A 22049-nucleotide genomic window follows, 5' to 3' on the forward strand; every position below is an offset into this window, starting at 1 on the left:
AAAGATTTAATCTTTAAAGAAAACATTCAATATAAACACATAAATCAAACCATTAATAACCAAGACCAACAACTGAAAAATGATGCAATAGCCAAACAAGATATCAATGCAATTTTATAACAACAGACAGTAATTAAAAGAACTACGCTTTATATCCCATTAATAATATGTAGCATTCTGTTAATTTGTGTCTCATAAATTTGATGTTTTAGTTTATGTTGTTTTGCATCATTTTTTTATGATATAAATCAAAAATCACTCATTTACTTTAATCAAAAATCCCTTTAAGAAGTAGGACTTCCTAAAGGGATTTTTCGTTATTTCAGCATTGATTATTACGCTGTTGCCATATTTGGTTCTAGTATTTTATCTAATGTAATTGGTAAATCGCGGACACGTTTTCCTGTTGCGTTAAAAACGGCATTTGCAATTGCAGGCGCCATTCCTACCAAAGCAGTTTCACCAAGACCTTTTGTTCCCATCGGATTACTAATTGGATCTTTTTTATTAACGAAAAAGACTTCTTGTTTTTCGATATCTGCATTTACCGTAACATGATAATCGGCAAAATTGTTATTTATCGGTTTGCCAAAACGATGGTCAATTTCTAATGCTTCCATCAATCCCATTCCTATTCCTCCAACAGCGCCGCCATACATTTGTCCCGCAGAAGTTTTTTGATTGATCACAGTTCCAATATCTGCACAGGAAACTACATGTGCCAATCTTATTTTACCCAAATTTGGATTTACTAAAACTTTTACAAAGTGTACTGAAAACGAATAAATAGAATATTTTTTCATTTCTTCATTTCCTTTTGATGTATTTTCTACTTCAAAATCTTCCAGTTTATTAGCACTGATTAATGATGCTAAAGAAACTGATTTAGAAGTATCTTTTGAAGATATTATGCCATTTGCGAAAGTTAAATCGGTAATAGGTGTTCCTTTAAAAGTTGAAGTTCCACTAGCCAGTCCAAGAACTTTGCTTACTAACAAATTACAAGAATCATGAACTGCAGATCCAACTGATGAAGTTGTTGCAGATCCTCCCTGAGTCGGTCCTTTTGCTAAACCACTTCTTCCCATTTCAACAATAACATTTTCAGCTGGCAACCCTGTTATTTCAGCTCCAATTGCTGTCATCATAGTTGCGGTTCCAGGCCCCATATCATTTACACTACACTGTAAAACTAATTTTCCATCTGCTAAAAATTTTGCTTTTACAGAAGTTGGGCTTCTGTAACACCCAAAAGTCCCGGTTCCCATTCCGTAACCTACCAGCCATTCGCCTTCTTTTACAGAACCTGGTTTGTTTTTACGGTTTTTCCAGCCAATGCGTTCCATTCCGCCTTCGTAACATTCTAATAGATATTTACTACTCCAGGGTTTATTTTGTTCCAGATCTTTTTCGGCATAATTGAGTTTGCGGAATTCAATTGGATCCATATCTAATTTATGGGCCAATTCGTCCATGGCACTTTCTAAAGCAAAAGAACCAGTGGCTTCTCCCGGACCACGCATCCAGATTGGCGTACACGTATCCAGTTTAACAATACGATATCGGGTTGAAACATTATCACAATTGTAAATAAATCGGGACATGTTTACTGTTCCTTCCATAAAATCTTCATAGCTTGACGTCATGGCTACAGCTTCATGAGTCAGACCAATCAATTTACCTTCTTTTGTTGCACCTAAACCCATTTTTTGAATGGTGTAAGGTCTAAATCCTACATTGGTAAACATTTGCTCTCTATGAAGCACTAATTTAACCGGACGATTTAATTTTTTTGATCCGATAAGCGCTGCAATCTCGTAAGGCCAGGTATGTAAACCCATTCCGAAAGCACCACCAACATATTCTGAATTTACAGAAACATCTTCTGGCGGAATTCCAAATACACCGCCTATACTTTTTCTTGTTCCTTCAACACCCTGACTTTTGGTATAAACTGTTGGTTTGTTTCCGTCCCATTTGGCAATGATGTTTGCTAACTCCATCGGATTATGAACTTCTGTCGGAATTGTGTATTCTTCTTCTAAAACGACAGCTGCATTTTTATAATTGTCCTGAACGCCACGATGGTAATCATTACCTTTATCCGTTTCTACTTTTTTCTCTTTATCTTTTGCTTTTTGAAGATCTGTGGTATGTTCTTCTTTGATGTATTCTGCTTTAATTAAACTTGCAGCATATTGCATACGTTCAAAAGTATCTGCTACTACCATAGCAATTGGCTGATCATAGTAGAGAATAGTATCGTCTTTGAATACCTGAAGCGGTTGTCCAAAATTATGAGGATCTTTGGCTTTTGCGTATCCAGCGGGTTTGTCAACATTTAAATGCGAAATAACAGCCAGAACACCTGGCGCCCATTCGGCTTTTTTAGTATCAATCGTTTTGATTCTTCCTTTTGCAATAGTACTTCCTACAAGGCATGCGTACACAACACCATCCGTTTTATACTCGGCTGAATACGTTGCAGAACCGGTTACTTTAGCAAATCCATCAACTCTATTTATATTACTTGTCTTGCTCATAATTCAAATTATTTAGATGATGCTATAGTTAATGCTTCTACAATGGCATTTGGCCCGAGAACTAATTTAAAATCATTGTCACCGTAACCCCTTGCTCCTTTCATGGCCAAATCTGCAGCTTGTCTGAAAATGGTTTCTGAAACTGTTTTTCCTTTTAGAAATTCTTCCGCTTCATTTAATCGCCATGGTTTATGCGCTACACCTCCCATTGCAAGTCTTACATCTCTAATTGTATTGTTTTGAATATCTAAGGCAGCTGCAACAGAAATCAATGCGAATGCATAACTACTTCGGTCACGAACCTTTAAATAATGTACATTTTTATTAAAATTGTTATTCGGAATTTCAACTGAAGTTATCAATTCTTTATTTTGAAGTGTATTATCTTTTTCAGGAGTATTTCCGGGAAGACGGTGAAAATCAGTAAATTTAATTTCTCTTTTCCCTTTTGGCCCTTCCACTAAAACAGTCGCGTCCAATGCAGCCAAAGCCACACACATATCACTTGGATGAACGGCAATACAGCTTTCAGATGCGCCAAAAATAGCGTGCATACGGTTTGATCCGCCAATTGCACCACAGCCACTTTTTGGAACGCGTTTATTACAAGGCATATCGGTATTATAAAAATAGGAACAACGTGTACGCTGTAACATATTTCCACCAACCGTTGCCATATGTCTAATTTGTTGAGAAGCTCCGGCCGCTAAAGCCATTGCCAGCAAAGGATGTTTTTCTTTTATTGTTTTATCTTCGGCAACCTGACTGTTTTTTGCCAATGCGCCTATTGATGTTTTTGCGGTTAAGAATTCTATCTTTTTTAAATCTAATGCGGTAATGTCGACAAGTTTGTCCGGAGCGACCACATTTTTCTTCATTAAATCGACAAGATTGGTACCTCCTGCAATAAACATTGCTTCTTTTTCTTTAGCAATACTTGATACCGCTGAGCCCGATGATAATGCTCTGATTATTTGAAAGTTTTTCATGATAACATCCCTCCTTCCTTAACTTCAGTAATAGCATCGACAATATTATGATAAGCACCACAACGGCAAATATTTCCGCTCATATATTCTCTGATTTCTTCTCTGCTGTTCGCGTGCCCTTCTTTGATACAGGCAATTCCTGACATGATTTGTCCTGGAGTACAATATCCGCATTGAAAGCCATCGTTTTTGATAAAAGCTTCTTGCATTGGGTGCAGTTTTTTTCCTTTTGAAAGTCCTTCGATTGTAATTACCTGAGCATTTTGTTGCATGGATGCTAATGTCAAACAAGACAGAATTCTTGTACCATTAACATGTACCGTACACGCACCACATTGTCCGTGATCACAGCCTTTTTTTGTTCCCGTTAAATGTAATTGCTCACGTAATAAATCTAATAAAGTAGTACGAGGTTCTACATTGAGATTCTGTTTTACTCCGTTTACTTCGATAGAAAGCGGAACCGTTTCGAGATATTCTGCAATTTTTTCATCCCATTTATTATCAGAAGCCATCACCAACGAGGGCGGTGCCAAAGCTAGAGCGGTAAACAATCCCGACTTTTTTAGAAAGTCCCGACGAGATGCATTCGATTCATCTTCTATCAATTTGTCTTTGGTTGATCTTTTGGCAGCCATACCTACATGTTTTTAATTAGCAAATGTCAAAATGTTATTCCTAACAAATTTAACAATCCTTCGCAATAAATAGTCATAAAATTCACATAAACTCGTAATTTAATTTGAGTAATAATAAGAGAATTATTTAAATTACAAAATTGTATTTTTACATCATTAAGTATTATTTATGCCTCAATTACCTTCTATATATCTAGATAATAACGCGACAACTCGTCTTGATGAACGAGTTCTCGATGCAATGATTCCTTATTTTACTGATCTTTATGCAAATGCAAGCAGTAGTCATTTAGCCGGATTAGAAATTCAGGAAGCCGTTGAAAATGCCGCCTGGCAAACAGCTAACTTAATTGGTGCCAAAGAAGAAGAAATTATCTTTACTTCAGGAGCAACAGAATCAATTAATTTAGCCATTAAAGGATTGGCAAATGAAAACAAAAAACATATTGTGACTGTTGCAACAGAACATAAAGCTGTTCTTGAAACTTGTCGCTATATGGAAAGTATTGGCTTTAAAGTCACTTACTTACCAGTTGCTTCAGATGGAATATTAGATATTAATCTTTTAAATGATGTAATTACAGATAAAACACTGATAGTCATTATTATGATTACCAATAATGAAACTGGTGTCATTCAGGATATTGCAAAAATGGCAGACATTGCTCATGCTAAAAATACGTTCTTTTTATGCGATGCGACTCAGGCAGTCGGAAAGATTTCTATTGATGTAAAAAAACTCGGAATTGACCTTTTGGCACTTTCTGCACATAAGTTTTATGGTCCAAAAGGTGTTGGTGCCTTGTACATTTCGGCGGAAGCCAAAATAAAATTATCCCCACTATTAAATGGCGGAAACCAACAAAGAAAAATCCGTAGCGGAACATTAAATGTTCCTGGAATTATTGGTTTAGGTAAAGCATCTGAAATAGCTGTTTTAGAAATAGATAATGATAAAAAAAGAGTCATACGACTGAGAGATCATCTGGAAAATAGTTTGTTAAAAGTTGAAGGATCATTCGTAAACGGAAATACTCAAAACCGAATTTACAACACTTCAAATATTTGCTTTCCCGGAGTCAATTCTGAAAAACTAATATTGGCTTTGCAAAACATTTCTGTTTCAAATGGATCATCATGTTCGTCTGTAACTTCTCAACCTTCTCATGTATTGAAAGCTTTGGGTTTATCTGATGCAGATGCTTTGAGTTCAATACGTTTTAGTTTAGGCCGATTTACAACTAATGAAGAAATTGAGGAAACAATTGAAAGAGTAACTGCTTTGATTACACAACTTCGCTAATGCCACAAAGGCACTAAGACACAAAGTTTTTTTTTTTGAATTACAAGCCGGAAAGACACACGCAAATCTGAGCTATAAAAGAAATAGATAGTTTTTGATCTTATAATTAGATTAAAGTGCAAAAAACCCTGTGTCTTAGTGCCTTCGTGGCAAAACCCTACAATTCAGAAATAAGCTTATTGTAATCGTCTTCTGTATCAATATCAATATCTCCTTTTTCGAATGGAACTGAAGCCGTATCATCCAAAAATCGATTAATAATTTTTTTGGCTCCTTCTTGCCCTTTTAAATTTAGCAGTTCATCAAAGTATTTTTTATCAAATAAAACGGGTGTACCTAATGTTTCAGCATACGAAGAAGCTACAATTCCTTTTTTGGTTTTAGTGAATTCTGTAATCAAATTTTCAAAAATGAAATGCGAAACAAATGGCTGATCGCAAACGGTAAAAATGCATTTTTCTATTTCAGGATGCAATTTTAGTAATTTCTTTAAACCTGCATTTATAGAGGATGACATTCCCAATTCCCAATACTGATTAAATTCGGTTTTTGTTTTTGAAGAGTCAATTTCTTTTTCTATCAATTCATGATTAGCACCTGTTACCACAATAACTATAGCATCTTTTAATACAGAGGCTTCTGCAATTATATGTTGCAAAAGCGTAACATCTCTATAAGGCAACAATTGCTTTGGCTGCCCCAATCTTGAAGAATTTCCTGCTGCTAAAATTATAATACCCGTCATAACCTCTGTTTTTAGATTACTAATTTTGAATCGTGTATTTTTTGTGTTTTATACTTTAGTGAAGTTCCTGTTTTTCCACTCATAACAGCTTTAATTTCTGCTATAATTGATAATGCGATTTCTTCTGAAGTTTCCGCACCAATATCAAGTCCGATTGGGCCATAAATACGATCCAATTGTTCATCGGTCAAAATTATTCCTTCAGAGTTTAAATCATCCAGCATCCGATTTAATTTAGATTTCGGCCCCAGAATACCAATGTATTTGCAATCTCTCTTTAAAAGCAACCTTAATACCGCTAAATCATATTTATAATCATGAGTCATTAAAACAAAATAAGTCTGATCATCAATAGAAATAGTATCAAGAAATTCTTCTGGTCTGACAACAACTGTTTGTCTGGCCTGTGGAAAACGTTTTGTGGTTGCGTGCGTTGCCCTGCCATCACCAATACTTACTTCCCATCCTAACAAAAATGCTATATTCATTAGTGGCTGAACATCATTTCCGGCACCAGCGATAACAAGAGAAACAACTGGTTCTATACATTCAATTAAAGCTTCATTTTCATCATCATCCTGCATTTTTTTGATGATAGTCGTTTTACTTTCAAGTGCTCTTTTTACGTCTGGAATACTATTTATGGCGATATCATTGTTATGCAAAATGTCTGAATCTTGTCTGTAAAATAATACTGTTCCTATTTGCGGAGCATTTCTTTTAAGAGAAAAAATAGTTTCAATTATTGCGGCTTTTCGCTCTATTTCTAATTGCTGTAAAAGTTGTATCGGGTTATTAATTGTGTCATCATTAATATATTCAAAAAGAATATGAACGATTCCGTTGCAACCTAATTGCAGTCCAACTTCACTATCATTTTCATTGCTGGTATTGTAAGTAATTAATTTATTTTGTTGCTGATGAATAGACAGCAACGCTTTTCTTAAGGCATCACCTTCTAAACAGCCACCACTTATGGCGCCAGTTAGATTTCCGTCTTCAGTGACGAGCATGCGGGCACCCGGCTGACGATAAGAAGATCCTTCTACTTTTACGACAGTCGCCAAAGCAGTCTTTTGTCCAGCTTCTTTTGCCTCTGAATAGGCTTTTAGAATTTCATTGATTTCCTTCATAGTAATAGCGCTTACTAACAAAAGTAGATAAATATTTTTTTGATGAAGATTTTAATGATCAAAAGTATTAACTCAAAAAAATAGTTTTTTATTGAAATATGCTTTCTGAGGTTTCTATAATGTGTAATGTTCTAATATTCAATTTTATTTTTTCAAATGAATAATTTATACAATCAAGTTTTGTATTTTTATTAAAGCAAAGTTTATTTAATACCTAACTTAAAAATAAATAATATGGGAAAATTTGTAATTACTAAAAGAGCCAACGGCGAATTCCAATTCAATTTAAAAGCAGGAAATGGACAAACAATTTTAACAAGCGAAGGCTATTCAACAAAAGCTGCTGCTACAAATGGAATCGAATCTGTAAAAACAAACTCACAAGATGATAGCCGATACGACAAAAAAGAATCCAGCAACGGAAAACCATATTTTAATTTAAAAGCCAGTAACGGTCAAATTATTGGAGCAAGTGAAATGTACGAAAGTACATCAGCCAGAGATAACGGAATTGCATCTGTAAAATCAAATGCTCCTGATGCTGCTGTAGATGATCAGACTTCATAAATTATAACAATACAAATTAAGAAACGAGGTTCAATACCTCGTTTCTTTCATATTATATCTGACCAAATTTTCTTTTATATCGATTTAAATCTTCTTCTGTTTTACTTAAGAGTTTTTCTAAAAGCTTTATTTTATCTTCATACAATTCTTTTAAGGCAGCACTGTTATCAGAATTAATCAAAATACTTCCGTTATTACTGTTTCCTTTTACGGTATTAATACTGCTAAAATATCTTTCACTGTCAAAACTAATAATATCTTCTACGCTAACCTCTAAAATTCGGGCTATTTCTACCAATTTAACATAAGATAAAATAGTTTTTCCTTTTTCAATTTTACTATAACCCGCCTGGGTGACACCAAGTTGATCTGCCATATATTCCTGGGTATAATTTTTTAACTCTCTAATACTCTTTATTTTACTTTTTATTGAAGTGGCCATAGTTTTATTTGGGGACGTGTATAGCTAAATCAGCTGCTACTAAACTTTAAGATTGTAGCTATGTTTTTGGAAATTAATGGTGCTTCAAATTTAGGTTAATGAAGCAGAATTTGCGTATTGTTTATTTCTTTCTTGTTGTAATTATAAAACCGTATACAATAGCAACCACAATAAAAGCAAAATCAAAATTAGATATTCCGTATAATAATCGATTCATTGTAATGCTATTTTTTGGTTTGATCAAGAATTCGATGGTATTCATAATTCAGGTACTGATCGATTTGCTTTCCAATTAACGGACGATCCAGAACATCAATTTTAACCTTAATCTCTTTTTGGTAAATGTCTTTTACAATCACATAATATTCAAAATCGATCTTGTTATGAAATCTTAAAATGATCAGAATTGTGTAACAGAATAATGTTGGTATTATATAGTATAAATCCATTACCTCAGTAAAAAGCATACAATAATAGGCTAAGGCTGTAACTGAAATAAAAGCACTATTTACAAGAAGGTAGGTCTTCTTTTTTTTGAGTAAAACAAGTTCTTCAATTTCATTAAATTTGTATTGCCATTGTAGTGATCCGTAATGAAATTGCAGCTGGTCATGTGTAAGAGAAATGAACATAATAATTAATAGTATTAAAAAATAAACGAATCTATTATAAGGAAGCTCAAATAAAGCCTTAATAAAGAATTAGTTACAGCATAAAAAAAGCTATATAAAAATATAAAATGTTGCAACAACACTTGATATCGCAATATTACGGAGAATCTCTATTTTTTTTCTTACAAACCCTCTTATAGAATATAACCAATAGTTGTAATTAAATCCAAAACATCAATTTTAACTGACATTTTTAAAAAAATGTTTAAGTTTTATTCTAAAAAATTAAACAAGAAATAATTAATATTACTTTTTACTACAATTATATTAATGGCTTTGAATAAACGTAAAAAGCCATTTCTTTGACTGAAATGGCTTTAATATTTTTTTAAATATTACATATATTTTAGAATGATTCTACTGCATAATAACTTCAACAGGCTTTAACCACTGACTTGTAAAAGTGGCTTTTATTGGTTCTGATGATAATAATCCCGTTCTCTGAACATAAACCACAATACGGCCATGAAATACCCTTTGAACATTATCTGTATAATCTGTCATGTCGGTATTATTCCCAGCTTCAAGACCTAACAAAGTTCCCGGGCCTGTAATAGTACAAGTTACTTCGTTATCTGACAGCATAACCGGAAGACCATTTTGATCCTTTATCTCAATCACAATTTTAGCAACACCTTTTTCTTTTTTAATGGTAATATCGGCGTCTGAAATTGTTAACTCAGCAGGCTGTTGTGAAGAATTAATCGCATATCGGCTTATTTCTTTATCATTTTGATTCAAACCAACCGCTTCTAATTTTCCAGAAGCAAAAGGAAGATCCCAATAAATAATTCCGGTTTTTTCATCGTATGGTTTTACTTCGCCAACAACTTTACCGTTTAATTCTAAACGTGCTTTTGCAGCATTGGTATAACAAACTACACGAATTTTTTGCCCTTCAGTATAATTCCAGATTGACCAGGCATCTTTAGAAATATCTTTTTCATTTTTTAGGAGATAAGTTCCGATGTAAATCATTGGTTTGTCCATCCATAAAGATTGACGAAAATATCCTCTTGGTTTTATAAATCCTGCAAAATCAACTAATCCGGAATAAAATCCTCTTGAAGGCCATCTTCCCGATTCTCCCAAATAATCAATTCCTGTCCATAAAAATTGTCCAAAAATATGCTTGTTATTTTTAACCGCCTGCCACGCCGCCATATCATGACCATTTTCACTTCCGTAAATTACTCTGTTTGGATATTTTTCATGATCAGATTGATATTTACTTTCTGTATAATTATATCCTGTAATATCTAAAGCTCCCGGATATTCTGTTTCATTAGACATCGCAACACCGGCCAATCCCGCAGTTGTTGGACGGGATTTGTCGTATTTTTTTACAGCCGCAACCAAACGTTTTGCAATTACGCCCAGGCGCATTGCATCTGGAGCATCTTTCTTAAAACCTCCGTAAGCGGCTTGTCCAAAACCTTCTTTTCCCTTATCTAAAACAGGATGTGAATAAGGATCATTTGGATAATCTACCTCATTGCCAATACTCCATGCAAAAACCGAAAGATGATTTCTGTCGCGACGTACAAAATCTTCCAAATCTTTTTCGGCATAATCAGCAAAAATATCAAACGAGCCTTCAAATCCGGGTTTACCGTAATTCCATCCTTCTAGCCATTTACGTTTTGGAAATTCCCATTCGTCATAAGCTTCATTTAAAACTAACAATCCCAATTCATCACAAACCTCATAAAAATCAGGAGCTTGGGGATTATGACTGGTACGAACAGCGTTTACGCCAATTTCTTTTAAAGTTCTAAGTCGGCTTTCCCAAACTTCGCGAGGCACTGCAGAACCTAAAACACCAGCATCGTGATGCAAACAAACCCCTTTCATTTTCATCCACTTTCCATTTAGGGCAAAACCATTGTTTGGGCCAAAAGTGAAGCTTCTAAAACCTGTTTTGGTAATAGTTTGATCAATTTCTTTCCCCTCTTTTAAAATGGTTGTTTTAAGCTGATATAAATTCGGATTTTCCAGATCCCATAACTGCGGATTTTTTACATTTATTTTAGTCGAAATTTTTCCGTTCTGGTTCGCCGCAACTTCAATTTTAGCTGAAGTTTTTCCGACTGATTTTCCTTCTTTCGAAATCAATTCGTTAACTACTGTCAATTTTGATTTTTTTCCTGAACCATTTTCTACATCAACTTCAATATTTAAAATTCCGTTTTCTTTGTTTACTTCAGGATACGCATAAATACCCCATTGCGCAATATGAACCGGATTTGAGTAAACCAACCAGACATTACGATAAATTCCCGAACCGCTATACCATCTTGAATCGGCACTCTGACTGTGATCAACACGAACGGAAATCGTATTTTCTTGGCCATATTTTACATACGGAGTCGCATCATAAGCAAAAGAAATATAACCGTTTGGACGTTTTCCTAAAGAATGTCCGTTGATAAAAACTTCGCTTCTGTTATAAACGCCCTCAAAATACAAGTAGACTTTTTCACCCGATTTGTTTTGCGGAATACTAATTGATTTTCTATACCATGCAATTCCACCCGGCAAATACCCCGTACAACTTGCCAGCGTTGGACTTAATTGTCCTTTTACGCTCCAGTCATGCGGCACGTTTACCGTTTGCCATTTACTATCATTAAAAATTTCGTTTTGGGCTTCCGGCGTATCCTGAAGATTAAACTTCCAGTTGTCATTTATTTTTTCTGAATCGCCAAACGATATTTGGCTAAAAGCCGATAAACAAGAAAAAATAAAAAGAGTTAAAAAGATTTTTTTAGTAATCACAATCTATTGGTTTTGGTTGTTTTTTGGTTGTTTTTTGGTTGTTTTTTGGTTTTGTGTAAAAAACACAATTATAAACTAAAGTAAAGATAATTTATAATATTGGTTCTATTCAACCATAAAAAAAACCTGCATTGAGAGATGCAGGCATAAGTTTTCTTTAATTATTGAGTTAAAATCAACGGGCTATTTTATAGTTTATGAATCATATTTTCGATTCGTGAAAAAGAAATTTCAGGATTAGCACCCGGTGCTTCGGCAACCAAGGCTCCCACTGCACAAGCAAAATCAATCGCAGTTTGAGGATCTTTGCCCGTTAATAATGATGTGGTCAAAGCAGCAAGAAAAGAATCGCCTGCTCCCACTGTATCGGCAACTTTTACGGAATAACCCTCGTTTTCATAAAGTTCCCCTTTCCAGTATAACAAGGCTCCGTCTTTGCCTCTGGTAACGCATATTCCTGTTGTATTTGTTTTTTCCGCTATAAAATGAATATTCTCTTCAATATCTGTAAAAGGTGACTGTAACGCTACAGCTATTTCGATTATTTCTTCATCATTGAATTTGATAAAATCAGCCGATTGGATTAACTTTTCGAGAATTTCATAAGAATAATGTGGTCTTCTTAAATTGACATCAAAGGCTTTATAAACATTTGATTGTAACAATGTTTCCAATGATTTTCTGGATACTTCGTCACGACAAACCAGACTTCCGTAAATCAGAACATCAGCATTATTTACTAAGTTTTTAGCCAAATCATTCAAAGCAATTTTATCCCAGGCAGATGGATATTTGATTTCATAAGTAGCCGAACCAGTTTCGTTTAAGGTCACATTTACTAATCCTGTTGGGAATTCTTCAGATTGCATTATGGCTTCTGTTTCAAGTCCGAGTTGTTTGATGTGATTTAGGATTGCTTCTCCATCTTTATCTTTTCCAACGCAGCTAATCATGGCGACATCGCAACCTAAAGTTTTCATTCGCAAAGCAACATTTAATGGTGCTCCGCCAATCTTTTTTTTATCTGCAAAAACATCCCAAAGAACTTCTCCGTATGCTACTGCTTTTAGGTTTTTATTTTGATTCATTTTGGGAAATGTTTTGTGGATTTTAGTTTTTAAACAGAAAAAAGAGTGAACTATTGTTCTTTCTTTTAATATTGCTTAGAAATAGTAAAGATATCTACAGCTTTCATGAGGGTATTTCGAAAAGATCTTTTTAACTTATATCGCAACGCATCGTTGTCAATATTTGCTTAAAGCCAGCTTTTTCATAAGCTCTGATTGCTGCTTCATTTTCAGAATAAACTTCCAATCTAACCTCAGTTATTCCCTGAGATAAAATCCAATTTTTAAGATCATTAAGCAATAGATTATTAAGACCATTTCCTCTAAATTCCGGACTTACATACATGAAACCAAGATATCCGAACGATTCAAATTTTTGATACGGTTTTGCTGATCGGATCTGGGCATATCCACAACCGATAATTTGTTGTTTATAGTCGATAACCAGAAGTTCTGATTTCTCATCAGAGATAAATTCTTCTATGTTATAATAAAATATTTCACCCTCTTTAAGTGTTGGGTCAAATGGTCGTTCTGCTGCAACCAGGAACTGAAGAAATTCTGCCAATTGAGGTAAATCAGAAGTTGTTCCACGTCTTATTGATATATCTTTCTTATTTACATCCATATTTCAAATATAAGAAAACTACATTTATTATTATTTTATCTCTACAAACAAAGATATTATAAAGGCTAAAATTCCAAATGTTATAAGTATCACAACTCTATAGTATTTGGAATTATAATATCTATTAAATACTGTATCATTTGGTTTTTTCTTAATATCTACTAAAGTGTAAATTATAAACGTAATTCCCATTATATAATAGGCGTACATCATATATTTTAATTTTTATTTTTCATCTCATTCATAATTTGCATAAGAATTGAGACACTCATATTGGCGGGGAGTGGGGCAAAAACCACATTTTTACATTACAACAAATTATCGATACATCAATAAATAACACATAAATGCTATATATAACATTAAACAAATAAAAGAAGCATTAATCAGTCCATTACAAAAAAACCAAAATTTGCTTTTATCTATTGCAGTTCTTTTAAACGTTAATATATAAAGTGAAATTATATTTAGTAAAGTTGATCCAATAAACAATGTTACTGTTATTCCGTCAAATTTCATTGAAGGAATAAATATTAGTAAAGTGATTACTGAAAAAATATGTGAAAAATAAATTGTCTTTATCATTGGTTTATGATATTTCTTTTTTGATCTCATTTTAAACAAATATAATTGAAAAACGGAAACCTCATAAAGTCTCAGACTTTAAACTAAACTATTCCATATTATGTCCGAATGTAAATTTGATAACGAATCCCAATTTAAGTATAAGAAATTTAATAGTTATAAACTTAATTTTAAGTCTATTAATTAAATATCTAAATCATGGAAAATTCAAACAATTACAGCAGCGAAGATCTTAAAAGATGTCCATATCACAGCCAGCAAAATAACACCACTAATAATGATGAACGTGAAAATGCCAACACGGGAGATTGGGATGACGAGCGAGATGAAGAAGGAACCGATCCTAACCGTTATGATCCTGAGCAATTTGAAGAAGGCGGAAACGATAATTCAGGAGGTGCAGGAAGCACCGGAAGCGCGGCCACGAACAGTTAATTAATGAAATCGCGATCTAAAAGAAATGCATATCCCGAAACAAAAAATGCGCAAAAGATATTTTGCGCATTTTTTGTTTAAAGAGAAATCATTTTTATACGAAGTTTTTTACTCCATCAAAAACACAACCAATCCCCTGGCTCCATGCGCACCCAAAACCAAAGACTGCTCAATATCGGCAGTCTTAGAAGGTCCAGCAATAAAAGTTCCGAAACCATATTCCTGGTTTCCAATTCTGTCGTAAGCCTGGTGCATTGTCGGAATCAAGTCATTTTTATTTACTATAATAGCCAGATATTGAGTTATAAAAGGTGCCACACGTTGTCCTAAAATGTCATCTGTTACCCAAAGTGCGCTATTTTCGGCTACTCCAAAATGGGCTTTTATAACCGTTAATTCAACATCTTTAAGCGAATGCGGATCGTCATTTTTCCAATCTAAAACAGCGATTTCAGAAAGCTCCGGAATTGTCGTTATAATTCGTTTTTCGAGTGGATAATTGTTCTTTATATAAACTAATATTTCATCATAATTGGCTACTTCAATAGGATTTCCGCCAATGTTTTTTAATACCGTTTTATAAGCTTCCAACACATCAAACTGTTCTGAACCCAATACATTTAAATCAGGTAATTCAGCAGTTAGATTCGGTTGACTTTGTTTTATTTTATTTAAAATTTCAGCTTTACTACTCATCTTTTTTAGCTTTAGATTCCCTTGAATTTTTCTTGTACCATTCTCTAAAAGATTCCTCCGGAACGTCTGGCATTTCGCGTTGATCGTACCATTTGTTCATTTTATTGTTCACCAATCCCGGAATATTTTTCATTACAAATCTTCCTGATTTTCCAGCTAAATTAAATACCGTTGGATTTGCCAAAACTGTTGCCATGGTTTTCATCGCAATAGTTTTTGAAGTTGGCGTATGACCTTCCTTCACCAAAACCTGACGCCATTTATACAATTGATCGTGAATATCAATTTTCACCGGACATACGTTTGTGCAGGAACCACAAAGTGTACTTGCAAAAGGTAAATCGGCATTTTTGCTCATGTCTAAATTAGGCGCTAAAATAGAACCAATTGGTCCTGCCACCGCATTATGATAACTATGTCCGCCACTTCTTCTGTACACCGGACACGTATTCATACAAGCACCACAACGAATACATTTTAGAGAGTTTCTAAAATCGGGTCTTCCTAACTGTGTGCTTCTGCCGTTATCGACAATGACAATATGAATTTCTTTACCGTCTCTTGGTTTTTTAAAATGGCTTGAAAAAGTAGTAATCGGTTGTCCTGTAGCGCTTCTGGCTAATAATCTCAGAAAAACACCTAAATGTTTGCGTTGTGGAATCAGTTTTTCGAATCCCATACACGCAATGTGTACATCGGCTAAATGGGCACCCATATCAGCATTTCCTTCGTTGGTACAAACTACAAATTCGCCAGTTTCGGCAATCGCAAAGTTGACTCCGGTTAAAGCGGCTTTACGTGTTAAAAACGTATCACGAAGTTCACGTCTCGCCGATTCGGTTAAATATTGAGGATCAAAATTTCCTTTTTCGGTTCCTAAATGTTCATGAAAAGTTTCACTTACATCTTCTTTTTTAAGGTGAATTGCCGGCAATACAATATGGCTTGGCGGTTCTTTACGGAGCTGAACAATATATTCTCCTAAATCAGAATCGATAACTTCGATGCCTTTATCTGCTAAATAATCATTCAGATGACATTCTTCTGTAAGCATTGATTTTGATTTCACCATTTGCTTTACATCATGCTTTTGCAAAATCGAATGCACAATTTCATTATGTTCTTTTGCATCGGCAGCCCAATGCACAATGATTCCGTTTTTCTGAGCATTTGCTTCAAAATCACTTAAATAATCGTGCATATTTGCCAGCACGTTATTTTTGATTTGAGAAGCGGTTTCACGAAGCAATTCCCAATCCTGAATCTGATGTGCCGATTTATCTCGTTTTTCACGAACAAACCAAAGCGTTTCATCATGCCAGTTTACCCTTTCTACATCTTTATTAAAACGCGTTGCGGCTTCGCTGTGTTCTATTGTTTTTTTTGAAGACATCTTTTTATACTTTACTATAAAACTGTGGGTTTTATAATTAATTTTTATTCTCGAAATTCAACACGTTTTCATGAATATTTTCATTTCCCTGAATCGCATCTGCATGGATATTCTTCAGAAATATATTTTCTACAGGAAGTTCTTTCTGACCTAAAATTCTCGAAATAAACTTCACATTTGTTGCTTTTATATTCTCCAGATACACATTTTTTATCGGAGTTAATTTGCGTTCAATCGTCGGAACCAAGTCACGCCATTGATATAAAACATCGGTCTCAATTCCCAAAATTCCTGCATCAATTTTACCTGATGTGATATTCGTCATATGAATATTGTTCACGAATCCGCCTCTTCTTTCATTTGTTTTTATGTATAAAAGATGATTCAGTTTTGCTCCGTCCACGACAGTACAATTATCAATAAAAACATTTTCTATTCCACCAGATAGTTCACTTCCGATGGCTACTAATTGATGCCCGTTTTTTACGGTACAATTGCGCATTACAATGTTTTTTGAAGGCGTATGCAAATTCCAGGCATCGATACCACATCCCGACTTAATTGCAATAGCATCATCGCCCTGATCAAAAACACAATTTTCGATCAATACATTTTGAGACATTTCAGGATCAACACCATCATTATTATGTCCGTGAGCATACACCTGAAGGTTTCTGATTACGACATCTTTTGATAAAAACGGATGAATTGTCCAAAACGGACTATTAGTTATCTTAACACCATCCATTAAAACATTTTGGCAACGATTGAACTGAATAAAATGAGGACGCAAATTTGCCGTATCATTTACCATTTGTCTTTCTTCTACAGGTTTTTTATAAGAAGCCAGATAATATAATCTTTTCAGGCTTTCCATATGCGCTTTTGGACGTGCGAACCATTTGGTCCAAATATCCATTTTAGCTTTCAACTCGCCTTCGCCTGTAATGGCAATATTTTTACATTTATAAGCATAAATCAACGGCGAATAATTATAACATTCATATCCTTCCCAAGTTGAACGAACTGCAGGCAGATAATCTTTTGGATCTTCTGAAAAAAGCAAAACAGCGCCTTTATTCAAATGTAAATTTACATTGCTTTTAAAGTGGATTTTCTTGGTTAGCCACTCTCCTTCCGGAATTACAACTGTTCCTCCGCCGGCTTTATTGGCTTTTGCAATCGCTTTATTGATAGCTTCTGACGTTTTTTCTTTATCACCTTTAACAGCTCCAAAATCAACAATAGAGAATTCTTCGCATTTGCTAAAATCAGGGATTTTTATAACCGGCATTTCAAAAGGAGCTTTCACTACAACTTCTTGCAAAGTCACGCCAGACTTGTCTTTTTTAAAGGATAAAAAAACAAGCGAGAGGACTAATGCAAAACAAAGCGTTATTTTTTTCATGATTACTTTTTAAATGACCGCTGATTTTGCGGATTTGAACTAGTGTACACGGATTTATTTTTAATATGTTTTAGACAAAATAGGGATTAAAAACCTGTGCTAATCAGTTTAAATCCGTTTAATCCGTGGGCATTTTTTATACCAACGTATTTAATATTTCAGCAATATGTATCGTTTTTACCTTGCTTTTTTGTCTTTTCAGAATTCCTTCTAAATGCATTAGGCAAGACATATCTCCTCCTGTAATGAAATCAACATTATGATTTTCATGATCTTTAATTCGGTCTTGTCCCATTTTGACTGAAACCGCTTCTTCGGTCACACAAAATGTACCTCCAAATCCACAACATTCATCTTTTCTGGTTAAAGAAACCAAATCGAGTCCTTTTATATTATGCAGTAATTGTTCCGGTTTCGAGAAAAAGGGTGCATTTAATTCGGTCATCTGCGAAAGCTTTAAACCACGTTGTCCGTGGCAGCTGGTATGCATTCCGACTCTGTATGGAAAGTTTCCGTCTATATGATCTACTTTCAGAATATCAGTAATAAACTCTGTTAATTCGAAAACCTTTTTTCGCATTTCAGTCGCTACTTCTTCGTTTTTTTCGTCATGCAAATGATCTTTCACATGTAAAACACAACTTCCTGAAGGGCAAACGATATAATCAAAACCAGTAAAATTGGCTATAAAATTGGCATCGCAGCCTTTCGTTAAATATTGATAACCGCTGTTTGCCATTGGTTGTCCGCAACAGGTTTGTCCCATCGGAAAATGAACATCACAGCCTAATTTTTGTAAAAGTTCATAGGTTGCAATACCAACTTTTGGATAAAACTGGTCGACGTAACACGGTATAAATAATCCGATTTTCATATTCTTGGTAATTTTTCTTAAAACATATAAAAGTAAATATTTATAAGTTTTAAATGGTTTTTCACTCAGATTTAGAAAGATTTAAGCAGATGTACGCAGATTATTATCCAATTATATCTGCTAAATCTGTAAAATCTGCGTGAAATATTTTATTATCTTTTAGGTTATTAATGCTTATAAAACTTCAAATCAATTAAATCGTTCTGAATTGGTTTTGGATTCCAGTTTTGATGAATTGCCAATGCAGCTCCCAAGGCACTTGCCTGCGCCATTGATGCGGCATACACTTCTACATCAGGATAAGCTTCTGCTAATAAATTCATGAAAATTGAATTTTTACTGAATCCTCCATCAACAAAAATTTTCTTTACAGGGCTGTTATGAATCACTAAATTAGTCGAAAAAACCTGTTGTTCAACAAGATCCAGCATCAACTGATGGTATGCAATTTCATAATTTTTAAAAGTATTCAGATCTCTTTTTTGAAATGGACATTCTTTAAGAATATCAAAATCATATTTCTTTGGATAAACAATCTGGAAATTTAATGCTCTTAAATTTGATACTGTTTTTTTATCAAAATAAACATCTTTAAAAGTATCAAACGGCACATTAAAATGCTCTGCCAGTCTTTTGGCTTGTATTTCATGTTCGTTACCTGAAAATAAACGGGCTGCTTTAACAGGCTTCTCCGTATATTGCATATAACACAAACAATCGTATTTTAATTCTTCAAAAGTTAAAGGTCTGTTATTAAAAGGATTCAATGAAATACTCCAGGTTCCTGTTGATAATAAAACAAAAGGTTCTGTAAAGTTGATCGTGTACGGAATTATTGCTGACGAACTATCATGCAAACCTACTCCAACAGCCAAACCGTCTTCTTTTTTGATGATATCTTTTCCAAAATGAAGCGGTGGAATCTTATCAATTATCTCTTCTTTTTTCAGCCATTTATGATACTTCATCTTTTTAAAATTCCAAAGATTCGTATGACATCCAATACTCGTAATATCAGAATAGGCTTCGCCAGTTAAAAGAAAACTTAGGTATTGCGGCAAATGCAGGCAATATTTAACCTTATCAAAAAGTTCCGGTCTTTCTTCTTTTAGCCTGTAAATCTGCATTCCGGAATTAAGGCTTCCTAAAACAGGAGAAGCTGTTTTTACTGCAAAAACTTCTTCTCCTTTATATTTATTATAAAATCCCTGCTTTAATTCCTCCGGATAATCTTTTAGATAATTATACAAAGGCGTCAAACTTTTGCCATTTTCATCGATATAAACAAAACTAGCTCCGTAAGTGCTGAAATTTATTGCTTTTAAAACATAGTTTGTCAGATTTTTTATTTCTGATAAACATTCAAATATCCAGTTTTTGAGTAAGTCAATATCCTCGCAAGGAAAACCGTCTTCATCTACAGTTTCATCAAAATTTACTGATTTTTCCCAAACAATTCTATAATTTTCATCAAATAAAAATACTTTTTTGTTTGTTTTGCCGATATCAAAAATTGCAACTACATTCATTTAGTTAATTGTAAATTGTGAATTCTAAATTGTGAATTATGATTTTGTCCGAAGAATAAAATGTTATTAAGCCAGGTCTTTTTGTCGTGACATTAAACAATCAATATAATCAACAATTGTTTATTAACTTATAACTCATAATTCATAACTCATAATTATTATAATCCTGTAGCTATTGTTTTTAATCCTCTTTCTCCAATTAGATTTTTTCTAACATCAAGACCACGATATAATGCAACCGGATTTAATGCTGCACCAGAACGTAAACGAGCTTCAGCAACTAAAGCGCGAACATCTGTACGGAAAGCATTTTGCAGGATTTCCTGTGCTTTTACTACGTCATTTTCATCTTGTGCAGTTTCTAATGCCTTTCTATCAACTAAAAGAGCCTGAGCATAAGCAATCATAATCGCTTCAACTGATTGTAATAAATCTTCCAATGGATCTTTTATGTTGTGAGAAGCATCGATCATCCAGCCTAAATCTTTAGCGTGATTCATTCCTCTTGCATCCATACCCTCAACCAATTCGTTGAAAATCAAGAACAATTGGTATGGTTTTAAAGCTCCAGCCGTTAAATCGTCGTCTCCATATTTTGAATCATTAAAGTGGAAACCACCTAATTTTCCTTCCATTAATAATAAAGAAACAATTTGCTCGATATTAGCATTTGGCAAATGGTGTCCTAAATCAACTAATGTCTGTGCTTTGTCTCCTAATTTTTTTACATAAGAATAAGATTGTCCCCAATCTGCAACGGTAGTAGAATAAAAGTTAGGTTCAGCACATTTGTATTCTAAAAATAATTTCCAGTTTGAAGGCAATGCAGCATAGATTTCTTCTAAACTTTCTAATGTATTTTGATAAGCACGACGGAAATTTAATTGTCCCGGAAAAGAAGATCCATCCGCCAACCAAACGGTCAACGATTCTGAGCCTAAAGCAATTCCTTGTTGAATGACTTCAATATTATGAGCAATTGCCTGTTTGCGAACTGCTTTATTTACATTTTGTAATGATCCGAATTTATAGGTGTAATCCTGACTTGTCTGATCCTGAAAAGTATTAGAGTTTACAGCATCAAACTTTAAGTTATGTTGTGCTGCCAAAGCTTTGATCGCATTATGATCTGTTGGAATATCCCACGGAATATGTAACGAAATCGCTCCGGAAGCATTGTTTAAAGCATGAAGCAAACCTACATCTTCGATTTTTTCTTCTAAAGAACGTGGTTCTCCTCCTCCAGGAAAACGTCCGAATCTTGTTCCTCCTGTTCCTAAAGCCCAAGATGGAATTGCGATTTGAAAATCGATTAATTTTTGAATAATTGATTCTGTTTCACCAATTTCTGATGCTGTAAAAGCAAATTTATTTTGGTGTTTTTTTAATAACTCATCATTATGAGATTCTATTTTGTTTGCTCCAATTAACATATTCTTTTTCTTTTAATGGAATTACAATCGATAAATATATACAATGCATTCCTGTTTAACTAACCTATTTTATGCAATCTTGTTTGTTTAATAATTTCTTCATCTAAAAAAAATCTAACGTCCGAGGGCTGTCGGACGTTAAATTCACAAAAAACCACTTTTGCTTAAACAAACTTAAAAAAAACTATTTTT

The 22049-nt window shown here is 34.0% G+C and carries 19 protein-coding genes; 3 read left to right on the plus strand and 16 right to left on the minus strand.

What is annotated here, in order from left to right:
- Positions 1-335 precede the first annotated feature (335 nt).
- The 3 genes from AC1RRN_RS14615 to AC1RRN_RS14625 are packed head-to-tail and all read right to left on the minus strand — an operon-like array spanning position 336 to position 4170.
- Complete coding sequence (locus AC1RRN_RS14615; protein ID WP_492968002.1) at positions 336-2543, minus strand: xanthine dehydrogenase family protein molybdopterin-binding subunit; 2208 nt, start codon at positions 2541-2543, stop codon at positions 336-338.
- Positions 2544-2551: 8 nt separating this feature from the next.
- Entirely contained in the window at positions 2552-3532 is a 981-nt protein-coding gene (locus AC1RRN_RS14620; RefSeq protein WP_492968003.1) for an FAD binding domain-containing protein, read from the minus strand.
- On the minus strand, positions 3529-4170 hold the full coding sequence (locus AC1RRN_RS14625) for a 2Fe-2S iron-sulfur cluster-binding protein (RefSeq protein ID WP_492968004.1): 642 nt from the start codon (positions 4168-4170) through the stop codon (positions 3529-3531). The genes AC1RRN_RS14620 and AC1RRN_RS14625 overlap by 4 nt, the downstream gene beginning before the upstream one ends.
- A gap of 169 nt (positions 4171-4339) precedes the next feature.
- On the opposite strand from AC1RRN_RS14625, the gene AC1RRN_RS14630 reads away from it, so the two are divergent.
- Positions 4340-5473 (plus strand): cysteine desulfurase family protein, encoded by a 1134-nt coding sequence (locus AC1RRN_RS14630; RefSeq protein WP_492968005.1) that lies wholly within the window; start codon positions 4340-4342, stop codon positions 5471-5473.
- Positions 5474-5630: 157 nt separating this feature from the next.
- On the opposite strand, the gene AC1RRN_RS14635 is transcribed toward AC1RRN_RS14630, so the two are convergent.
- Both AC1RRN_RS14635 and AC1RRN_RS14640 read right to left on the minus strand, forming a co-directional pair.
- Complete coding sequence (locus AC1RRN_RS14635; RefSeq protein ID WP_492968006.1) at positions 5631-6218, minus strand: nucleotidyltransferase family protein; 588 nt, start codon at positions 6216-6218, stop codon at positions 5631-5633.
- Positions 6219-6229: 11 nt separating this feature from the next.
- A complete protein-coding gene (locus AC1RRN_RS14640) occupies positions 6230-7351 on the minus strand; it encodes an XdhC family protein (RefSeq protein ID WP_492968007.1) in 1122 nt (373 codons plus the stop codon).
- A 234-nt stretch (positions 7352-7585) separates the two neighbouring features.
- On the opposite strand from AC1RRN_RS14640, the gene AC1RRN_RS14645 reads away from it, so the two are divergent.
- Positions 7586-7918: a YegP family protein gene (locus AC1RRN_RS14645; RefSeq protein WP_492968008.1), complete on the plus strand. Its 333-nt coding sequence runs from the start codon at positions 7586-7588 to the stop codon at positions 7916-7918.
- A 52-nt stretch (positions 7919-7970) separates the two neighbouring features.
- On the opposite strand, the gene AC1RRN_RS14650 is transcribed toward AC1RRN_RS14645, so the two are convergent.
- The 5 genes from AC1RRN_RS14650 to AC1RRN_RS14670 all read right to left on the minus strand — a co-directional run bounded on the left by AC1RRN_RS14650 (position 7971) and on the right by AC1RRN_RS14670 (position 13504).
- Complete coding sequence (locus AC1RRN_RS14650) at positions 7971-8360, minus strand: helix-turn-helix transcriptional regulator (RefSeq protein WP_492968009.1); 390 nt, start codon at positions 8358-8360, stop codon at positions 7971-7973.
- A 224-nt stretch (positions 8361-8584) separates the two neighbouring features.
- On the minus strand, positions 8585-8992 hold the full coding sequence (locus tag AC1RRN_RS14655; protein ID WP_492968010.1) for a hypothetical protein: 408 nt from the start codon (positions 8990-8992) through the stop codon (positions 8585-8587).
- Positions 8993-9388: 396 nt separating this feature from the next.
- Positions 9389-11809 carry a glycoside hydrolase family 2 TIM barrel-domain containing protein gene (locus AC1RRN_RS14660; protein ID WP_492968011.1) on the minus strand — a complete coding sequence of 807 codons (2421 nt, stop codon included), beginning with the start codon at positions 11807-11809 and terminating at the stop codon, positions 9389-9391.
- Positions 11810-11997: 188 nt separating this feature from the next.
- Complete coding sequence (locus AC1RRN_RS14665; protein WP_492968012.1) at positions 11998-12897, minus strand: carbohydrate kinase family protein; 900 nt, start codon at positions 12895-12897, stop codon at positions 11998-12000.
- Positions 12898-13027: 130 nt separating this feature from the next.
- Complete coding sequence (locus AC1RRN_RS14670) at positions 13028-13504, minus strand: GNAT family N-acetyltransferase (RefSeq protein ID WP_492968013.1); 477 nt, start codon at positions 13502-13504, stop codon at positions 13028-13030.
- Positions 13505-14287: 783 nt separating this feature from the next.
- Here AC1RRN_RS14670 and AC1RRN_RS14675 point away from each other — a divergent pair.
- Positions 14288-14524: a hypothetical protein gene (locus AC1RRN_RS14675; protein WP_492968014.1), complete on the plus strand. Its 237-nt coding sequence runs from the start codon at positions 14288-14290 to the stop codon at positions 14522-14524.
- A gap of 108 nt (positions 14525-14632) precedes the next feature.
- Here AC1RRN_RS14675 and AC1RRN_RS14680 read toward each other — a convergent pair whose 3' ends face one another.
- The 6 genes from AC1RRN_RS14680 to AC1RRN_RS14705 all read right to left on the minus strand — a co-directional run bounded on the left by AC1RRN_RS14680 (position 14633) and on the right by AC1RRN_RS14705 (position 21857).
- Positions 14633-15220: a LutC/YkgG family protein gene (locus tag AC1RRN_RS14680; RefSeq protein WP_492968015.1), complete on the minus strand. Its 588-nt coding sequence runs from the start codon at positions 15218-15220 to the stop codon at positions 14633-14635.
- The gene (locus AC1RRN_RS14685) at positions 15213-16613 is read right to left on the minus strand and encodes a lactate utilization protein B (protein ID WP_492968016.1); all 1401 of its coding nucleotides are present in this window, start codon (positions 16611-16613) and stop codon (positions 15213-15215) included. The genes AC1RRN_RS14680 and AC1RRN_RS14685 overlap by 8 nt, the downstream gene beginning before the upstream one ends.
- 37 nt (positions 16614-16650) lie before the next feature.
- A complete protein-coding gene (locus tag AC1RRN_RS14690) occupies positions 16651-18021 on the minus strand; it encodes a glycoside hydrolase family 28 protein (protein WP_492968017.1) in 1371 nt (456 codons plus the stop codon).
- A gap of 136 nt (positions 18022-18157) precedes the next feature.
- Positions 18158-18895, minus strand: coding sequence for a (Fe-S)-binding protein (locus AC1RRN_RS14695; protein ID WP_492968018.1), 738 nt, complete (start codon positions 18893-18895; stop codon positions 18158-18160).
- Positions 18896-19062: 167 nt separating this feature from the next.
- A complete protein-coding gene (locus AC1RRN_RS14700; RefSeq protein ID WP_492968019.1) occupies positions 19063-20424 on the minus strand; it encodes an FGGY-family carbohydrate kinase in 1362 nt (453 codons plus the stop codon).
- Positions 20425-20582: 158 nt separating this feature from the next.
- Positions 20583-21857, minus strand: a complete 1275-nt coding sequence (locus AC1RRN_RS14705; protein ID WP_492968020.1) for a sugar isomerase — start codon at positions 21855-21857, stop codon at positions 20583-20585.
- Positions 21858-22049 lie beyond the last annotated feature (192 nt).

The organism is Flavobacterium sp. GW821-FHT11G01, assembly GCF_058808175.1.

Excerpts from the sequence above, each read along its gene's own strand:
- AC1RRN_RS14615 (WP_492968002.1), bottom strand. The coding sequence starts at position 2,543 with ATGAGCAAGACAAGTAATATAAATAGAGTTGATGGATTTGCTAAAGTA.
- AC1RRN_RS14620 (WP_492968003.1), bottom strand. The coding sequence starts at position 3,532 with ATGAAAAACTTTCAAATAATCAGAGCATTATCATCGGGCTCAGCGGTA.
- AC1RRN_RS14625 (WP_492968004.1), bottom strand. The coding sequence starts at position 4,170 with ATGGCTGCCAAAAGATCAACCAAAGACAAATTGATAGAAGATGAATCG.
- AC1RRN_RS14630 (WP_492968005.1), top strand. The coding sequence starts at position 4,340 with ATGCCTCAATTACCTTCTATATATCTAGATAATAACGCGACAACTCGT.
- AC1RRN_RS14635 (WP_492968006.1), bottom strand. The coding sequence starts at position 6,218 with ATGACGGGTATTATAATTTTAGCAGCAGGAAATTCTTCAAGATTGGGG.
- AC1RRN_RS14640 (WP_492968007.1), bottom strand. The coding sequence starts at position 7,351 with ATGAAGGAAATCAATGAAATTCTAAAAGCCTATTCAGAGGCAAAAGAA.
- AC1RRN_RS14645 (WP_492968008.1), top strand. The coding sequence starts at position 7,586 with ATGGGAAAATTTGTAATTACTAAAAGAGCCAACGGCGAATTCCAATTC.
- AC1RRN_RS14650 (WP_492968009.1), bottom strand. The coding sequence starts at position 8,360 with ATGGCCACTTCAATAAAAAGTAAAATAAAGAGTATTAGAGAGTTAAAA.
- AC1RRN_RS14655 (WP_492968010.1), bottom strand. The coding sequence starts at position 8,992 with ATGTTCATTTCTCTTACACATGACCAGCTGCAATTTCATTACGGATCA.
- AC1RRN_RS14665 (WP_492968012.1), bottom strand. The coding sequence starts at position 12,897 with ATGAATCAAAATAAAAACCTAAAAGCAGTAGCATACGGAGAAGTTCTT.
- AC1RRN_RS14670 (WP_492968013.1), bottom strand. The coding sequence starts at position 13,504 with ATGGATGTAAATAAGAAAGATATATCAATAAGACGTGGAACAACTTCT.
- AC1RRN_RS14675 (WP_492968014.1), top strand. The coding sequence starts at position 14,288 with ATGGAAAATTCAAACAATTACAGCAGCGAAGATCTTAAAAGATGTCCA.
- AC1RRN_RS14680 (WP_492968015.1), bottom strand. The coding sequence starts at position 15,220 with ATGAGTAGTAAAGCTGAAATTTTAAATAAAATAAAACAAAGTCAACCG.
- AC1RRN_RS14685 (WP_492968016.1), bottom strand. The coding sequence starts at position 16,613 with ATGTCTTCAAAAAAAACAATAGAACACAGCGAAGCCGCAACGCGTTTT.
- AC1RRN_RS14690 (WP_492968017.1), bottom strand. The coding sequence starts at position 18,021 with ATGAAAAAAATAACGCTTTGTTTTGCATTAGTCCTCTCGCTTGTTTTT.
- AC1RRN_RS14695 (WP_492968018.1), bottom strand. The coding sequence starts at position 18,895 with ATGAAAATCGGATTATTTATACCGTGTTACGTCGACCAGTTTTATCCA.
- AC1RRN_RS14700 (WP_492968019.1), bottom strand. The coding sequence starts at position 20,424 with ATGAATGTAGTTGCAATTTTTGATATCGGCAAAACAAACAAAAAAGTA.
- AC1RRN_RS14705 (WP_492968020.1), bottom strand. The coding sequence starts at position 21,857 with ATGTTAATTGGAGCAAACAAAATAGAATCTCATAATGATGAGTTATTA.